The sequence below is a fragment of the Streptomyces sp. TLI_171 genome (genome assembly GCF_003610255.1).
GTDB lineage: Bacteria > Actinomycetota > Actinomycetes > Streptomycetales > Streptomycetaceae > Kitasatospora.
In genome coordinates this window covers 6,533,720-6,549,846 of record NZ_RAPS01000001.1, presented here as the reverse complement: position 1 = coordinate 6,549,846, position 16,127 = coordinate 6,533,720, and the positions used below count along the sequence as shown (strand labels likewise).

15 protein-coding genes are annotated in these 16,127 nt (G+C 76.1%); 4 read left to right on the top strand and 11 right to left on the bottom strand.

Features of this window, described 5'->3' with window-relative positions:
- Positions 1–155 precede the first annotated feature (155 nt).
- Positions 156–1,526, top strand: a complete 1,371-nt coding sequence (locus tag BX266_RS29175; RefSeq protein ID WP_099904621.1) for a cation:dicarboxylate symporter family transporter — start codon at positions 156–158, stop codon at positions 1,524–1,526.
- A 7-nt stretch (positions 1,527–1,533) separates the two neighbouring features.
- Here the strand turns inward: BX266_RS29175 and BX266_RS29170 are convergent, their stop codons facing one another.
- The 4 genes from BX266_RS29170 to BX266_RS29155 form a co-directional block, all read right to left on the bottom strand.
- Positions 1,534–1,932 (bottom strand): hypothetical protein, encoded by a 399-nt coding sequence (locus tag BX266_RS29170; RefSeq protein ID WP_099904620.1) that lies wholly within the window; start codon positions 1,930–1,932, stop codon positions 1,534–1,536.
- A gap of 146 nt (positions 1,933–2,078) precedes the next feature.
- The gene (locus BX266_RS29165) at positions 2,079–3,038 is read right to left on the bottom strand and encodes a hypothetical protein (protein ID WP_143687026.1); all 960 of its coding nucleotides are present in this window, start codon (positions 3,036–3,038) and stop codon (positions 2,079–2,081) included.
- A gap of 110 nt (positions 3,039–3,148) precedes the next feature.
- Entirely contained in the window at positions 3,149–3,844 is a 696-nt protein-coding gene (locus BX266_RS29160) for a response regulator transcription factor (RefSeq protein WP_099904618.1), read from the bottom strand.
- Positions 3,841–4,986 carry a sensor histidine kinase gene (locus BX266_RS29155; RefSeq protein ID WP_099904616.1) on the bottom strand — a complete coding sequence of 382 codons (1,146 nt, stop codon included), beginning with the start codon at positions 4,984–4,986 and terminating at the stop codon, positions 3,841–3,843. The genes BX266_RS29160 and BX266_RS29155 overlap by 4 nt, the downstream gene beginning before the upstream one ends.
- 188 nt (positions 4,987–5,174) lie before the next feature.
- Between BX266_RS29155 and BX266_RS29150 the strand changes: the two genes are divergently transcribed.
- Complete coding sequence (locus BX266_RS29150; RefSeq protein WP_099904613.1) at positions 5,175–5,807, top strand: DUF2306 domain-containing protein; 633 nt, start codon at positions 5,175–5,177, stop codon at positions 5,805–5,807.
- On the opposite strand, the gene BX266_RS29145 is transcribed toward BX266_RS29150, so the two are convergent.
- Both BX266_RS29145 and BX266_RS29140 read right to left on the bottom strand, forming a co-directional pair.
- Positions 5,758–7,011, bottom strand: a complete 1,254-nt coding sequence (locus BX266_RS29145) for a low temperature requirement protein A (protein WP_099904611.1) — start codon at positions 7,009–7,011, stop codon at positions 5,758–5,760. The two genes, BX266_RS29150 and BX266_RS29145, sit on opposite strands and share 50 nt — an antisense overlap.
- Before the next feature lie 91 nt (positions 7,012–7,102).
- Positions 7,103–7,948: an MBL fold metallo-hydrolase gene (locus tag BX266_RS29140; RefSeq protein ID WP_099904609.1), complete on the bottom strand. Its 846-nt coding sequence runs from the start codon at positions 7,946–7,948 to the stop codon at positions 7,103–7,105.
- A 120-nt stretch (positions 7,949–8,068) separates the two neighbouring features.
- Between BX266_RS29140 and BX266_RS29135 the strand changes: the two genes are divergently transcribed.
- Positions 8,069–9,163 carry a hypothetical protein gene (locus tag BX266_RS29135; RefSeq protein ID WP_143687025.1) on the top strand — a complete coding sequence of 365 codons (1,095 nt, stop codon included), beginning with the start codon at positions 8,069–8,071 and terminating at the stop codon, positions 9,161–9,163.
- 78 nt (positions 9,164–9,241) lie between these two features.
- Positions 9,242–10,579 carry a helix-turn-helix transcriptional regulator gene (locus BX266_RS29130; RefSeq protein ID WP_120314435.1) on the top strand — a complete coding sequence of 446 codons (1,338 nt, stop codon included), beginning with the start codon at positions 9,242–9,244 and terminating at the stop codon, positions 10,577–10,579.
- A gap of 47 nt (positions 10,580–10,626) precedes the next feature.
- Here the strand turns inward: BX266_RS29130 and BX266_RS29125 are convergent, their stop codons facing one another.
- The 5 genes from BX266_RS29125 to BX266_RS29105 all read right to left on the bottom strand — a co-directional run bounded on the left by BX266_RS29125 (position 10,627) and on the right by BX266_RS29105 (position 16,077).
- Entirely contained in the window at positions 10,627–11,841 is a 1,215-nt protein-coding gene (locus tag BX266_RS29125; protein WP_099904605.1) for an MFS transporter, read from the bottom strand.
- 205 nt (positions 11,842–12,046) lie between these two features.
- On the bottom strand, positions 12,047–12,640 hold the full coding sequence (locus BX266_RS29120; protein WP_099904603.1) for an ATP/GTP-binding protein: 594 nt from the start codon (positions 12,638–12,640) through the stop codon (positions 12,047–12,049).
- Positions 12,621–12,947: a DUF742 domain-containing protein gene (locus BX266_RS29115; RefSeq protein ID WP_259465168.1), complete on the bottom strand. Its 327-nt coding sequence runs from the start codon at positions 12,945–12,947 to the stop codon at positions 12,621–12,623. The genes BX266_RS29120 and BX266_RS29115 overlap by 20 nt, the downstream gene beginning before the upstream one ends.
- Positions 12,948–13,060: 113 nt before the next feature.
- Positions 13,061–13,462: a roadblock/LC7 domain-containing protein gene (locus BX266_RS29110; RefSeq protein ID WP_099904601.1), complete on the bottom strand. Its 402-nt coding sequence runs from the start codon at positions 13,460–13,462 to the stop codon at positions 13,061–13,063.
- Positions 13,459–16,077, bottom strand: coding sequence for a nitrate- and nitrite sensing domain-containing protein (locus BX266_RS29105; RefSeq protein ID WP_099904599.1), 2,619 nt, complete (start codon positions 16,075–16,077; stop codon positions 13,459–13,461). The genes BX266_RS29110 and BX266_RS29105 overlap by 4 nt, the downstream gene beginning before the upstream one ends.
- Positions 16,078–16,127 lie beyond the last annotated feature (50 nt).

Sequence of the window (16,127 nt, the reverse complement as noted above, 5' to 3'; positions counted from 1 at the left end):
GGGGCCGGTTCGCCGAGTGCGTGAACGCTATGAACGCAACCGTGACCTGCGCCACTGCGGGCCGGATAGTCGTGCGCGGCCCGCCACCCACGGGCCGGGCGCCCACTCCCCCCGGGGCGCGACGAGAGCGAGCATACGGCGAAGGAGCCGCGCGCATGAAGCCGACCGAGAACGCGAAGCCCGCCGGGCCGGGCAGGTCCGACCGCACCCATTTCCTGTACCTGGCGGTGATCGCCGCGGTGGTCGGTGGCGTGGCGGTCGGGTTCGCGGCGCCCGGCGTCGCGGTGGAGTTGAAGCCGATCGGCACCGGCTTCGTCAACCTGATCAAGATGATGATCTCCCCGGTGATCTTCTGCACGATCGTGCTGGGCGTGGGGTCGGTGTCCAAGGCGGCGAAGGTCGGCCGGGTCGGCGGCCTGGCGCTGGGCTACTTCCTGGTGACCTCCACGGTGGCGCTGGGCATCGGCCTGCTGGTGGGCAACCTGCTGGAGCCGGGCAGCGGCCTGCACCTGACGGCGGCGCTGGCGAAGTCCGGGCACGCGCAGGCCGTGGCGGGCGCGGCGCAGTCCACCACCGACTTCCTGCTGGGGATCGTCCCGACCACCCTGGTGTCGGCGCTGACCCAGGGCCAGGTGCTGCAGACGCTGCTGGTGGCACTGCTGGTCGGGTTCGCGCTGCAGGCGATGGGCCCGGCGGGCGAGCCGGTGCTGCGCGGGGTGCAGCACCTGCAGAAGCTGGTGTTCAAGGTGATGTCGATGATCATGTGGGTGGCGCCGGTCGGTGCGTTCGGCGCGATGGCGGCGGTGGTCGGGGCGACCGGCACCGCGGCGCTGAAGAGCCTCGCGGTGATCATGATCGGCTTCTACGTGACCTGCGTGCTGTTCGTGGTGGTGGTGCTCGGCCTGCTGCTGCGACTGGCCGCCGGCGTCAACGTGTTCGCGCTGCTGCGCTACCTCGGCCGGGAGTTCCTGCTGATCCTGTCCACCTCCTCCTCGGAGAGCGCGCTGCCCCGGCTGATCGCCAAGATGGAGCACCTCGGCGTCAGCCGTCCGGTGGTCGGCATCACCGTCCCGACCGGCTACAGCTTCAACCTGGACGGCACCGCGATCTACCTGACCATGGCCTCGATCTTCGTCTCGGAGGCGATGGACAAGCCGATGTCGCTGGGCGAGCAGCTCTCGCTGCTGCTGTTCATGGTGATCGCCTCCAAGGGCGCGGCGGGCGTCACCGGCGCGGGCCTGGCCACCCTGGCCGGCGGCCTGCAGTCGCACAAGCCCGCCCTGGTGGACGGCGTCGGCCTGATCGTCGGCATCGACCGGTTCATGTCGGAGGCCCGCGCGCTGACCAACTTCGCGGGCAACGCCGCCGCCACCGTGCTGATCGGCCACTGGACCGGCGAGCTGGACCGCGAGCGGCTCGACGCCGTCCTGTCGGGCGCGCTCCCCTACGACGAGAACGCCGCCGCCTTCGTCCCGGCGGACCTGCCCGCGCAGGCCGGCGCACCGGCGGTGGAGCAGTCCGCCTGACGGACGATCAACCGAACGGGTAGTTCGGCATCTCCCAGCAGGGCGCTTCCTCCGGCTCGCCGGGCAGCAGCGCCCGCGGCGCGCCCATGCCGAACACGTACAGCTCCGTCAGGCCGAACGCCACCAGCGCCAACGCGGGCCACAACCACCAGGCGCTGCCCGGCAGTCGGGCCAGCAGGCGACCCAACAGCACCTGGACGACGACCGCCAGCCCCAGCGAAGCCAGCAACGGCAGGAAGCGCCCGGGAACGGGCTCGTGGTCCTGGGTCAGGCACCAGTGCCAGCGGTCGTCGGCGACACCCGACCCGGTGAGCACCGCCCCCAGGCCGAGCCCCACCGCCACGGGCGCCCAGACGCACCCGTGCGCCCGCACCCGCCAGCCGCCCCACTCCCGGAGCACCGCCATCCCCGCACCCCCGTATCGCGTGATCAACTCCCTTCACGCGGCCGGGGGGGCGGCGGTTCCACGACGGGCGAGGGATCGGGGACGGCGGTCGGATCGGTGATGCCGAGCCAGCGGGTCGGCGGGGGTCTCCACCCACCCCCAGTCGGTCAGGCGGGGTCGGGGGTGCTGCCGGAGAGGGCCCAGGCGAGGCCGGTGGCGGGGTCCTCCAGGGCGAGGTGCAGGTGGCGCAGGTCGTCGGTGGGTTCGGTCCAGGCCAGGCAGCGCAGGCGGTCGACCAGTGCCTCGGCGGCGAACCTGGACGGGGCGCTGCCGCCCTCCATCTCGGCGAGCAACTGCCAGACCGCCAGCCGCCCTTGGGCGGCGCCGCGGTCGGGGCGGGCGGAGGCCAGGTGCACCAGGGCCGGGTAGAGCGCGGCGAACGGCAGCTGACCGCCGGTGACTTCGGGCCCGGCGGCGAGCTGGGCGGCGGCGTCGGCGGCCCGGCCGCGGACGCACACGGCGGTGGTCCAGTCGGACAGTCCGGCCAGCAGCCGGGTCGCCGCCAGACCGGGCAGCCGCGTTCCGGGCGACGGGAGTTCGAGCTCGCCGAGGCCCTCCCGGGTGGGCGGGGCGAGGTGCAGGGCGCGGCGGGCGCCGCCGGCCGGCAGGTAGTCGCGGACGCGGGTGTCGCGTTCCCACCCGCCGTCCTCCCAGGGGCGCAGCCGGTACGGCACCCCGGCCTCGTCGTGTTCCCCGGCGGGCGGGTCCTCGCCGAGCAGCGCCCGGGTGTGCCCGGCCAGTCGGCGGATCGCGGTCGGCAGCGGCAGCGCGTCCAGCACGGCCCAGGGGTGCCGGGTGGCGAGCACCTCCCACAGGGGACCGGCGTCGTGGTCGGCGACGGTCGCGGCTGCGCCCGGTCCGTCCGCCGGCTCGAACAGCCGGGCCGCGAGCGCCGCGGGCGCGCCGTACGCGACCAGGTGCCCGAGCGGCCCGGCCAGCGGATCGCCCAGCGCCCTGGCCAGCCGGAAGCGCTCCAGCAACTCGGCCCACCGCCCCTGGGCGGCGAGCCGCCGCCCGGACGGTCCCCACCCGTAGCGCACGGGTCCCGGCCCGTTTTCGACGATCATCTGGTCAATGTACGACCGGACCGCGCGACGCGCTGACAGCCCGTCAGTGACGGAGTGTCACAGACCGGCCGCACCACGCAGCAGGCCCCGGAACCTCGCCGGAGGCGGTGTCACGCGCCGGCTCCGCGGTGGGGCCGGGTGCCCATCAGGCCGTGGCGGTAGGCCGCGGCGACGGCCTGGGAGCGGTCGCGGGCGCCGAGCTTGCTGAGGATCCGCTTCACGTGCGTCTTCACGGTGGACTCGGCGAGGTGCAGCAGGGCGGCGATCTCCTCGTTGGGGTGGCCCTCGGCGGCCAGCCGCAGCACTTCGCGTTCGCGGGTGGTCAGCGCCGCGAGCGGGCCGCCCGCCGCAGGCGCGGGGGCGGGAGCGGGCGCGGGCGCGGCGAGCAGGTGGCCGAGCAGGTCGCGGGTGACGGCCGGGTCGAGGGCGGCCTCGCCGGCGGCGACCGCGTGCACGGCGTCGATCAGCCGTTCCGGGGAGGCCCGCTTCAGCAGGAATCCGGCGGCGCCCGCGCGCAGCGCGCCCCACACGTAGGCGTCGTGGTGGAAGGTCGTCAGGACCAGCACCCGGGGGCCGAGCCCGGCGAGCCGGCGGGTTGCCTCGATGCCGTCGCAGCCGGGCATCCGGACGTCCATCAGGACGACGTCGGGCCGCAGTCGGCGGGCCAGTTCGACGGCCTGCAGCCCGTCCTCGGCCCGGCCGACCACCTCGATGCCGTCGGCGGTCTCCAGTACCACGGCGAGCCCGGCGCGCAGCAGCGGGTCGTCGTCGGCGATCAGCACCCGGACGGTGCGCGGGCCGGTCACGACAGCGGGAGGGTGACGCGGAGCAGGAAGCCGCCCGCCGGCCCGGGGCCGTGTTCGGCGGTGCCGTGCAGGCGGGCGGCGCGTTCGGCCACGCCGGTCAGGCCGCGGCCGGGCCGGTGGCCGGACGGCGGGCCGGAGCCGTCGTCCTGGACCTGCACCGTCAGTGCGGCGCCGTCGGTGCCGAGCCGGACCTCGGCGCGGCCCGCGCCGGAGTGCCGCAGGGTGTTGGTGAGCGCCTCCTGCACCACCCGGTACGCGCAGCGGTCCAGGTCGGCGGGCAGCGGCGGGGTGTCCCGGTGCAGGGTGACGCGCAGACCGGCCCGGTCCATCCGCCCGACCAGGCGCGGCAGTTCGGCGAGGCCGGGTTCCGGCTGCCGGGCGGCGTCCGGGTGTTGCGGGGCGGTGCCGCGCAACAGGCCGAGGACGCGGTCGAGCTCGTCGAGCGCGTCGGTGCCGGTGTGTTCCAGTTCGAGCAGCAGGTCGCTGCTGCGGTCGGGGGTGCGGTCGAGCAGCCGGCGGGCCGCGCCGGCCTGGACCAGCATCAGGCTGAGCGAGTGGCCGACCAGGTCGTGCACCTCACGGGCGATCCGTCCGCGCTCCTCGGCGAGCAACTCCTCGCGGGCGCGACGCCGTTCGGCGGCCTGCTCGGCGACCCGGTGCGCGCCGGCCCAGCCGAACGCCCACACGGCGAGCCAGACCGCGAGGACGCCGATCGGCACCAGCACCGCGACGTCCTGCCCGGTGAAGTAGCCGGCGACGCCGACCACCACCAGCGGCGGCCCGAACCCGGCCCAGCGGCCACCGTGCCGGCCCAGGGCGTACGCGCCCAGCAGGTTGGCGTACGGCGAGACCGGGCTCGGCAGCACCGTCTGCGCCTCGACGGTCAGCACGGCGGTGGCCACCAGGTACGAGGCCAGCGGGGCGTGGCGGCGGGTGGCAGCGGCCACCGCGACCAGCACGGTCAGGGTCAGTGCGAGCGGCAGCCGCCCGTCGAGGCGGCTGCCCGCGCCGAACCGCTCGGCGACCATGGCGACCAGCAGCACCGCGGCGGGCCCGCCATCGGCGAGGAGGTCCGGCAGCGGGCGCAGCAGGACGGCGAGCGGCGGGAGTTGACGCCGGGGGGCGGTGGTGGCGGGCGGCATGGCGGGGTCCTCGCGCTGGTGGGGTGCAGCGTGGAGGCTAGCCAGTGGCGGTGGCCGGCGCACGTCCGATCGGGGTGAATCCGGGGTTCCCCAGGGGGATTCGGGCTCCGGCTACCCCAGCTGGGGTAGCCGCCGGGACCCCGGCGGGGGGACGCCGAAACCCGGGGACCGTCCGTAGCTTCGGCGGCATGACATCCCATCAGCCCCGAACCCCCGCCTCCCGCGCGGTGCGGCGGACCGGCCGGATCGCCGTGCCGACCCTCGCCCTGCTGGTCGCCGCGGTGTCGGCCCGCTACTTCACCCTGGACGACCGCACCTTCCTGCCCGAGCAGCGCACCGTCTACCTGGCCCATCTCGCGCCGCTGCTGCTGCACATCGGCGGCGGCGTCACAGCGCTCGCCGTCGGCCTGCTGCAGTTCCTGCCCGGTCTGCGGGCCCGCCGCCCCGCCGTGCACCGCCGGACCGGTCGGGTGTACGCGGTGGCCGCCGCGGCGACGGGGGTCGGCGGCCTGCTGATCGCTCCGCACGGCCTGTACCCGCCGGTCGCGCCGCTCGGGTTCACCGTCCTCGCCGTGCTGACCCTCGGCACCACCGCGCTCGGCGTGGCCGAGGCACGCCGGGGCCGGACCGCGCGGCACCGCCGCTGGATGCTGCGCTCCTACGCCCTGATGTTCACCGCCGTCACCTTCCGCCTGTGGCTGGTGCTGTTCGGCGCGCTCGGCCTGCCCGCGGGGCCGGTGTACGCCTCGGGTGCGTGGGCGTCCTGGCTGATCAACCTCGCGGCGGCGGAGCGGCTGCTGCGCTCGCGGCGGCCGTCCTGACCTGGCCGGGCAGCAGGGGCAGCCGGCGGCCGGTCTCCACGTACCAGGCCTCGACTGCGTTGACGGCGAGCAGCACCGCCGTCGCCAGTGCGGCGGTCACGGCCCCGGGCAGCGCGGGGGCGACGGCGGCGAGGACGGTGCAGGCCAGAGCGCCCAGCAGCCGGGGGACGCCGACGGCGCCGAACATCCGCAGCCTGGCGTAGCAGAAGCTGAACAGGTAGAGGGCGACGCCGGGGGCGAGCAGCAGCGCCGGCGGGCCGTGCGGGTGGTCGAGCGGGTGGGCGATCAGCTTCTTCAGCCCGACGGCGACCCCGATCACGGCGGTGGCGTACCCGGCGTGGGCGTAGCTGAACACGGCGCGCACGGTGCGGGCGGCGGACGGGCTGTGCCGGATGCTGTGCCGGGCGGCGGGGGCGCCGTAGTGGAAGTACGTCCACCACAGGGTGGCGATCAGGACGAACGCCAGCACGGTGGCGGTGGCGGTGGGCCCGTCGAGCGGCACGTCGGCGGCCTGGCCGCCGACCGCGACCACCGTCTCGCCGAGCGCGATGATGACGAACAGTCCGAAGCGCTCCGGCAGGTGACCGGTCTCGAACCGGACCGCGTCCAATTTACGCCCCAGCGCGGCCCAGCCGCCGAGGTCGGCGAGCGCGGCGGCCGTCCAGGCCGCGGTCCGCCAGGGTGCGTCGAGGGCCGCGCCGGTCAGCAGCAGCGGCCCGCCCAGCACGAGCGCGGCGCTGAACGGATTCCAACGGCCCAGCCGGGGCCGGGTCTTGCGGTGGATCGCGGCGGCCAGCACCAGCCGCAGCAGGACGCACGCCCCCGCGAACAGCCAGGCTCGGGCGCCGTACGCCTGCGGGACGGCGGCGGCCATCCCGAGTCCGCAGCCGGAGAGGACGAACAGGGTGAGCCGCCCCCTGGTCCGGTCGATCGCGGCCCCGGCGAGGTTGCCGAGCAGCGTCACGCCCGTCCAGCCCCACCAGAGCGGCACGAAGAGCAGCAGCGTCCGGGCGACCTCGCCCGCCGTGGCGGTGTCGGCGAGGGCGGCGGCGATCTGCGTGATGGCGAAGACCCAGATCACGTCGAAGAACAACTCGGCCCAGCTGACCCGCTGTTCGGGTTCGCCCTGCGGTTCGGGCGAGGGTGGGCCGCCGTGCCGGACGGGGCGCGGCGAGGCGGTGGGCGGCGGGCTGGCGTGCGACATGCTGGTCGACCTTCCGTGGGCGCGGCGCAGGCGGGGGCCGGTCCCGGCGATGGCTCGGACTGCCGCCGCCGGGACCGGACGTGACGGTTGCTCAGGAGCCGGCCAGCTCGGCCGCCACCGCGTCCGCGCCGAGGCCGATCATCCAGCCGAGCGGCAACCCGGGCGCGTAGTCCTGCAGTGCGCGGTCCAGCTCCTCGCGGTCCTGGTCGCTCAGCGCGGGCCGTCCGGCGGCGAGCCGGCGCACCGTCTCGCGGTAGAACAGCAGGTACTGGCGCTGCGCGGTGAGCACCTCCACGCCGGCCGGTTCACCGTGGCCGGGGAACAGCCGCGCGGCGTCGGCGAGTTCGGCGCCCAGCTCGGTCAGCGCGGCCAGCCAGTGCGCACCGTGCCCGTCGGCGGTGTACGGGTGGGTGCCGTGGAAGGCCAGGTCGCCGATGAAGGCGAGCGGCGCGGCGTCCGGGCTGCGACGGGCCAGGATCACGCTGTCGGCGTGGCTCTCGGCGGGCCCGATGTGCCGGACGGTGAAGGTGGTGCCGCCGAGCACGACGTCCTGCCCGTCCTTGAGCAGCACGGTCGGGTAGGCGGTGACGGCGGGCCACTCCTCGCCGTAGACCGGCCCCCACTGGGCCCGCTTGGCGTCCGCGATCTCGTGGATCGTCCCGGCCACGGCCTCGGTGGCGTACACCGGGACGTCCCACCGTTCGACCAGGGCGTGCACGCCGTTGAAGTGGTCGGGGTGGGCGTGCGTGACGAACACCCCGAGCAGTGGACGGCCGGCCCGCTCGAACGCGGCGACCTTCTCGACCAGCGCGGCGATGTCCGAGTTCAGCAGGTTGGTGTCCACCACGACCAGGCCCTCGGCGGTCTCCAGCAGATAGGAGTTGACGAACAGTCCGGCCTCGGAGCCGGTGTGCACGTGAACGGTCGGTTCGGTCATGTCGTCTCTCCCCCAGGTGTGTTGCCGGGATCGATACCCCGGCCGACAGGAAAGGTAGCGGCTCTGTGATGATCCGTAAAGTCCATTGTGACGAAACTTCACATCGCTATGCTGGCCGCGATGGAGACCCAGGGACACCAGCCGTCGGACGACCCGCGCGAGTCCGAACGGCTGCTGGCGTTCGCCGAGTTGGCCCTGAACAACGGCTCCCCCGCCGAGGCGCTGGCCGCCTTCGCACAGCTCCGGGGCACCGGCGCCCGCAGCGGCGAGGCCCGCGCCCTGGAGGCGCTCGGGCGCAATGACGAGGCGGCCGCGCTCCACCGGCGGCTCTGGGAGCGGACGCCTCCGGGGACGGTGGAGCGGGCCGAGCACGCCACCGGCATGGTCCGCTGCCACCGGCTGCACGACGACGTGACCACGGCCGTCCGGCTCGGCGAGACCGCGCTCGGCGAGTTCGGGGAGCACCGGCACGCCTGGCACGGCGCCGCGGTCCGGCTCGGCGTGACCCTCGCCGGGGCGCTCACCGCCCTCGGTGAACTCTCCTGCTCCCAGTACCTGTTGAACCGGCTCGCGGCCGTCGCCGACACCCTGGGCGAACCGGCCTCGCGCGGCGCGGTGCGCTGGAACGCCTCGCTCAACGCCCACCTGCTCGGGCGCCCCGTGGCGGCCTACCGGCTGTCCATGCAGGCCCTCGCGCTGTTCGGCGAGACCGACCTGCCCCGGCACCTGGCCGTCGTGCGCGGCATCCACGGCCGGATGATCGCCCGCGCCTACCCCGACCGGTGGCGCGAGGGCCTCGACCTGGTCCTGCGCTCCGCCGCCGAACTCAGCGAACTCGGCCAGGGCGACTGGCTGGTGGACACCGAGACCGAGGCCGCCGAGATCCTGGTCCGGGCCGACCGACCCGCGCAGGCCCTGCCCCACCTGTACTCCGCCCTGGCCCGGCCGCAGCAGGCGGAGAGCCTGGTCAAGGCGGACACCCACCTGGTGCTCGCCGAGGCGCTGGCCGCCCTCGGCGACACCGACGGCTGCGCCGCCGAAGTCGCGACCGCCGCGGCGATGCTCGGCTCCCGGGGCCGCCGGCACTCCCAACTCGCCCGCGAATGGCACCGCACCGCCGCCCTCTACCGCCACCTCGGCGACCCCGCCCGGGCCCTCCGTGCCTACGAGCACGCCCTGGTGGCGGCCGGGCACGGCGGACCGGTCTGGGGCTGAACCGCCCCGGCCCGCCGGTCGGCGAGCGGTGAACCACCAGCTCCCGCCGGTCGGCGGCACCGCCTAGGATCAGCTCCCATGACGCCCGACGAACTCACCGGCAGCCGGGTCCGCGCCCTGCGGAAGTCCCGTGGCCTCTCCCAGGCCGAGCTGGGGGGCGACGTGCTGTCCGCCAGCTACCTGTCGATGATCGAGTCGGGGGCGCGCAGAGCCTCCGCCGCGGCCCTGCGCCACCTCGCCGACCGCCTCGGCACCACCGTCGACCACCTCGCCCTGGGCCTGGAGCCCGACTGCCGGGCCGCCGCCGAGAGCCGGCTCGCTCTCGCCCGGCTGGCCCTGCGCGACGGCCGCCCCGCCGACTGCCTGACCCTGCTCGACGAGGGCGGCCCCGGCGTCGCCGACAGCGCCTGCCGCTGGGACGGCGAGGCCGGTGCGGCCCGGATCCGCGCCCTGGAGGACCTCGGCCGCACCGAGCAGGCCGTCGACGCGTACGAGACCAGGCTGGCCCGGCTGGAGGCCGACTCCCCCGCCTGGGCCGAGGCCGCCGCCGACCTGGTCCGCCGTCACCTCGCGGACGGCGCACCCGCCTCGGCCGCCGTGCTCGCCGAACGCGCCCTGGCCGTCTTCACCGAGCGCGACCTGCTCTGGTCCGAGCCGGCCGTCCGCCTCGCCACCCACCTCGCCGAGGCGCGCGCCCGCCAGGGCGACTCCGGCGGCGGCCACGCGCTGCTCGCCGAGGTGGCCCGGGCCCTGCGCGCCCACCCCGACGACACCGCCCGCGCCACCGCCTACGAGTCCGCCGCCACCGCCGCCCACCGGGCCGGCCGGCACCGCGAGGCCCACACGCTGGCCGAACGCGCCCTCGCCCTGCACCACGACCTCGACCGCCGCCGCGACGCCCTCACCGTTCGGGCACTGTCCGCGGTCCTGCTCGCCGACGCCGAACCCGACCGACTCGCCGACGCCGTCGAGCAGTTGCACGCCGCCCGGGCCGAACTGCTGCCCCTCGGGCCGGCCGAGCACCTGACCAACTGCGAACTCGCCCTCGCCGAGCACCTGGTGCGCGCCGGGAGCGCCGCCGACGCGCACCGGTTCGCCGACGCCGTCCTGCAGCGCCTCGGCGACAGCGGCCACCCGCACGAGGCCCGCGCCCGCCTCGCCAAGGCCGACGCGCTGCTCTGCGCCGACGACACCTCCGCCGCGGCCCGGCAACTCGACCTCGCCGTCGGCCTCCTGGACGCCCTCCCGCCGGACGGGGACCGCCGGACCGTCGAGTGCTGGCGCCGAGCCGCCGGGCTGCACCGGCGACTCGGCGACACCGACGCGGCCATGCGCGCCTACGACCGCGCCCTCCACATCGCCGGCCACACCCTCCCCCGGCCGGCCCGCTCCCGCGCGGACCTCCCGGGCGGCTGACGCGCGGACCTGCCGGGCGCCGGGCACGCGGCCGGCGGCGCGGCGGATCAGAGGCTCTGCGGCGCCGCCAGCACGGCCGTCCGGCTCGCCCCGGACTCCCCGGCCCGGACCAGCGTCGCGGCCAGCACCGGCGCGGCGGCGAGCAGCAGGCACAGCGACAGCGGGAGCCGCTCGGTGAGCAGGCCGGTGAGCGCGGTCGCCCCCGAACCGCCCGCGTTGAACGCGGCGTTGACCAACGCCCCGGCCCGGGTGCGCTGTTCGGGCGCGGCCAGCTCGTCGGTGAGCAGGTAGGCGGTGGTCAGGGTCGGGGCGACCGCGAACCCGGCCAGTGCCGCCACCGCGGCGAGCACGGCGACGGTCGGCGCGAGCGCCGTCAGGGCGAGCGCCCCGCCCAGCGCGGCGGTCAGCACGGTGAGCCGGGCGGCCGCGGTGACCCGCCAGTTGACCGCCCCCAGGGCGAGCCCGCCGATCGCGCTGCCGGCGGCCAGCGCGGCCTCCACCCACGCCGCGTCCGCCGCCCGCCCGTGCCCGGCCGCGAACACCACCGCGAGCAGGCCGAACGCGCCGAGGCCCGCGCCCGCCCCGGCGGCCGCCGCGAGCGGCTGCCGGGCCCGGCCGACCAGCGCCCGGGTCCGCGGCGAACTCCCCTCCACCGCGGCGGACTTGGCGGCCCCGGCGCGGCCGGCCGTGGCGGCCAGCGCCAGCGTTCCGGGGAGCACCAGCGCGGCGCTGAGCACCAGGCCGAGTGCCGGGTGGGAGACCGCGGCGATCAGACCGGCCAGCAACGGCCCGGTGACGTACAGGAGTTCCTCGGCCACGGTGTCCAGGCTGTAGGCGCGCCGTCGCAGTTCGGCGTCCGCCACCAGCGTGCTCCACCGCGCCCGGGTGACCGGCCCGAGCGGCGGCGCGCACACCCCGGCCGCGGTGGCCAGCAGGAGCAGCACCGGGTACGGCGCGCCCGCGCCCCGGGTGGCGGCGGCCAGCCCGAGCAGGGTGAGCGCGTACCCGACCGCCATCGGCGGCAGCGCCCGCCGCGGCCCGTACCGGTCGACCAGCCCCGCCCGGGCCGGGAACAGCAGCACGCTGACGGTGGAGAACAGCGCCATCACCCAGCCAGCCCGCGCGTACGAGCCGGTGGCCCCGGCGGCGGCGAGCAGCAGGGACAGCGAAACGGTGCCGTAGGAGAGGCGGCCGACCAGGGCCGCGGCGAACAGCCGGGCCGCGCCCGGGGTACGCAGAACCGTCGCATAGGACGTGGACATCGGTGAAGTTCCTCAGGGAATGCGGCGCGCAGCGCGCCGGTGAACAGGGACGCCGGGAGGACCGCACCGCCGGATCGGCGTGCGGTCGCTGCGCGGGGTCCTAGTCACGCGTGAGGAACATGTCCGCCATGCTAGCCGGTCCCTCCGGCATCCGGACCCGGGACGGCGGGACGAGGTGCCGGGATGCCGTCCCGCCGACGCCGGGTCAGGAGTGGGCCCGCTCCAGCACCCTGGCCGCGTGCACCTTCCCGGCGTGTTCCACCAGGGTGATCAGCACGTCCTTGCCGGAGGAGCGGTGCCGGGCGTCGCAGAGCACCACGGGGGTCCGGCCGTCCAGGTCCAGGGCCTTGGAGACCTCCGCCGGCTGGAAGGCCCGGGTGCCGTCGAAGCGGTTCACGGCGACCACGAACGGGATGCCGCGGTGCTCGAAGAAGTCGACGGCGGGGAAGCAGTCGGTGAGGCGGCGGGTGTCGGCGAGCACCACGGCGCCGAGCGCGCCCTGGGCGAGTTCGTCCCAGAGGAACCAGAAGCGGTCCTGGCCGGGCGTGCCGAACAGGTAGACGGACAGGCCGTCGCGGATGGTGATCCGGCCGAAGTCCATCGCGACGGTGGTGGTGGTCTTGCGCTCCACGCCGCCCAGGTCGTCCACGTGGGTGCCGGCCGCGGTCAACTGCTCCTCGGTCCGCAGGGGCTTGATCTCGCTGACGGCGCCGACCAGGGTGGTCTTGCCGACGCCGAAGCCGCCGGCGACCAGGATCTTCAGCGCGAGGTCGGGGGTGTCAGAGGGCGCGGAGTCCATGGATGACCTCCTGGAGGATGTGCTCGTCGGGGAGCAGGGCCGGCGGGACGGGACGGCTGACCCGGATGTGTTCGGCGTCGAGGAGGTCGCCGAGCAGCACCCGGACCACGCCCAGCGGGAGGTCGAGGTCGGCGGCGATCTCGGCGACCGACAGCGCGTTGCCCCGGCAGAGCGTGAGGATGGCGGCCTGCTCGGGGCCGACCGGCAGCCCGCTCGGGTCGGGCAGGTCGGTGACGACCAGGGCGATCAGGTCGAAGGGCTGACCGGGCCGGGTGCGGCCCTTGGTGAGGGCGTACGGGCGGACCATCGGGCCGGCGTCCTCGTCGTACCACTGGACGGGCCGGTCGGGCGGCGGCGGGTAGCCGAACGCGGAGCCGGGCAGGTAGGTGCGGGGCGGGTAGGCCAACGGGCTCACCCCTCCTAGTAGATGCGGGGGGCGGCGTGCAGGTGTTCGCCGACCCGGCGGACCAGCCGGGCCATCTCGTAGGCGATCAGGCCGAGGTCGGCGTCGGGTTCGGCGAACACGGCCAGGCAGGAGCCCTGGCCGGCGGCCGCGACGAACAGGTAGCCGCGCTCCAACTCGACCATGGTCTGCCGGACTTCGCCGGCGTCGAAGTGGCGTCCGGCCCCCTTGGCGAGGCTGTGGAAGCCGGCCGCGACGGCGGCCAGGTGTTCGGTGTCCTCGCGGGACAGGCCGGTGGAGTTGCCCATCGACAGTCCGTCGGCGGAGAGCATGACGGCGAATCTGACCCGGGCGGTGCGGGTCACCAACTCGTCCAGGAGCCAGTTGAGTTCGCCGCTCTGGTGGGTGGTGCCGATCATCGGGCGCGGTCTCCTCGGTCGAGGTCGAAGTCGAAATCGAAGGCGTCGGTGCGGGGGCGGGGGTGCGGGCCGGGCTCCGGGCCGGCAGCGGCGCCGCGGGCCCAGCCCTGCTGGAACGCGGACATCGCGGTGCGGGCCTGCTCGGGGTCGCGGTCGGCGGGGGCGGCCGGACGCAGCCCGGCCCCGGCCGGTTCAGGGGTCTCGCGCAGTTGCGGCGCGAGGCTGGCCTGCCGTACCCGGCGCGGGAGTTCGTCCTCGCTGTCGGCGGGCGCGACCAGCGAGGGCAGCGCCTGCACCGGCGCGGCCGGGAGCGGGAGCGGCGACGGAGCCGAGGACGGGGGCGGGGCGGGGGCCGCAGCAGGCGTGGACTGGGCCGGCAGGACGCTCAACGGCCGGACGATCGCGGTCCGTTCGACCCTCGGCCGTTCCGGCGCCGACGGCTCCACCGGCGCCCGTTCGACCATCGGCCGTTCCGGCGCCGACCGGCCCACCGCCGGCCGTTCCGCCGGGCGGTCGGGGACGAAGGCCGACGCCCGTTCCGGCTGGGCCGGTTCGGGGTAGCGCAGGTCCAGCATGTCGGTCGGCAGCAGCACGACGGCGGTGGTGCCGCCGTACGCGGAGGGCCGCAGCGCGACCTTCACGCCGTGGCGCTTGGCGAGGCGGCTGACGACGAACAGGCCGAGCCGGTCGCTGTCGAACAGGTCGACCTGCTCGCTGGCGGCGATCCGCCGGTTGGCGTCGCCGAGCGCCTCGGGCCCCATGCCGAGGCCGCGGTCCTCGATCTCCACGGCGTAGCCGTTGCCCACCTGCTCGCCGCGGATCTGCACCTTGGTGTGCGGGGGCGAGAACCCGGTGGCGTTCTCGACGAGTTCGGCGAACAGGTGGGTGAGGTCGGCGACGGCAGGGCCGGTGACGGCGGCGTACGGGAGGCGGTGGACGTCGACCCGGGCGTACTCCTCGACCTCGGCGACCGCGGCCCGGACCACGTCGGTGAGCGGGACGGGCTTGCGCCAGGCCCGGCCGGGGGCGGCGCCGGAGAGGATGATCAGGCCCTCGGCGTGGCGGCGCATCCGGGTGGTGAGGTGGTCGAGCTTGAACAGGTCGTCGAGCTCCGCGGGGTCCTCGGTGCGACGTTCCATCGCGTCCAGCAGGGTGAGTTGACGGTGCACCAGGACCTGGCTGCGGCGGGCCAGGTTGACGAACACTCCGGAGACGCCGGACAGCACCTCGGCGCGTTCGACCGCGGCGGTCACGGCGGCCCGCTGCACGCTGTCCAGCGCGCCGTGGACCTGGCCGATCTCGTCGGCGCCGTGCTCGCGCGGCGGCACCTCGGTGTCCACGTCCACCTCCTCGCCGGACCTCAACCGCCGCATGGTGGCCGGGAGTTTGCGTCCGGCGAGCTCCAGTGCGGAGTTCCGCAGGGCCTGCAGTTCGGCGACCAGGCCGCGGCCGATCTGCACCGAGATCAGCAGCGAGGCGAGCACCGCGAGCAGGCCGAGCAGCACGGTGACGCCGGAGGTGGTGAACAGGCCCAGGGCGTAGGGGTTGGCGCGTTCGGCGGCGGCCGCGCCGGCCTGCTGCTCCACGCCGGCGAGGGCGCGGGCGGTGGCGTCGGCGGCCGCGGCCCAGCGGGTGGCGGGCACGGCGGCGAGCGCGGCGCGCGGGTCGGCGGCGTTGCTGGCGGCCTCCTCGTAGCGGCGCACCTCCTGGTACTCCGGTCCGCCGGTGACGGCGGCCAGCGCGGCCCGGTCGGCGGGGCGCAGGTCGGCGGCCGAGGTCTGCTCGAACTGGGCGCGGGCGTAAGCGGCTTGGAGCACCGCGCGGTACTGGGCGGCCTCCAGCTGTCCGGCCCGGGCGGCGGCCCGCAGCAGGGCGTCCTCGCGCGCCAACTGTTCGCGGGAGCGGGCGAACTCGAGCAGGACCCGGGCGTCGGCGGCGACCCGGTGGTCCTGCAGCCCGGTGAGCGAGCCGGTCGCGGCGAGCGCGTCGTCGACGGCTCCGGTGTAGACGGTGTAGGCGTCCGTCCACGGCACGGTGCGGTCGAGCAGGTGCTGGCGCAGCGCGGGGAGGGCGGCGACGGCGCGGCCGAGAGTGTCCAGGCGGGTGGCGGCCTCGGCGCCGAGCCCTTCGGCGTCGGCCCGGTTGTAGCCGGGAGCGAGGGTCAGCGGGGCGGCGGCCAGGTCGGTCTGCTGCGCGGCAGTGCGCAGTTCGGCCTCCCGGTCGGGGCCGGGCGCGGCCAACAGCTGCCCGGCGGCGGTGCGTTCGGCCTGCAGGGCGGCGACCGTCCGGTCCAGCGGGGCGCGCAGCGTGGCGTCGACGTTCTTGATCCGCAGCAGGTCCCAGACGTCGCCCGCGGTGGTGACGGTGGCGAAGGCCCACAGGGCCATCACCGACACCACGGGGACCATCAGCACGGCGACGATCCGGGCCCGCACGGTGCGCGGCCGGAGTCCGGGACGCTGATAGCGGGTCGCCGCGAAGGCCGGCGGGGTCTCGTCGGCGGGCGGGCCGGCGTGGGCGCCGCGCCGGGGTGCGCCGGGCCGGGTTCGGGCCGGGCCGCGCGGGGTGCTGGGGGCGGGCGGTCCGCTGCGGGAGGTGCCTCGGCTAGCGCGCATGGATGGGCGGGCCTTTCGGGTTCCGGGGTCGTCGGGGCGGGGACGGTGCT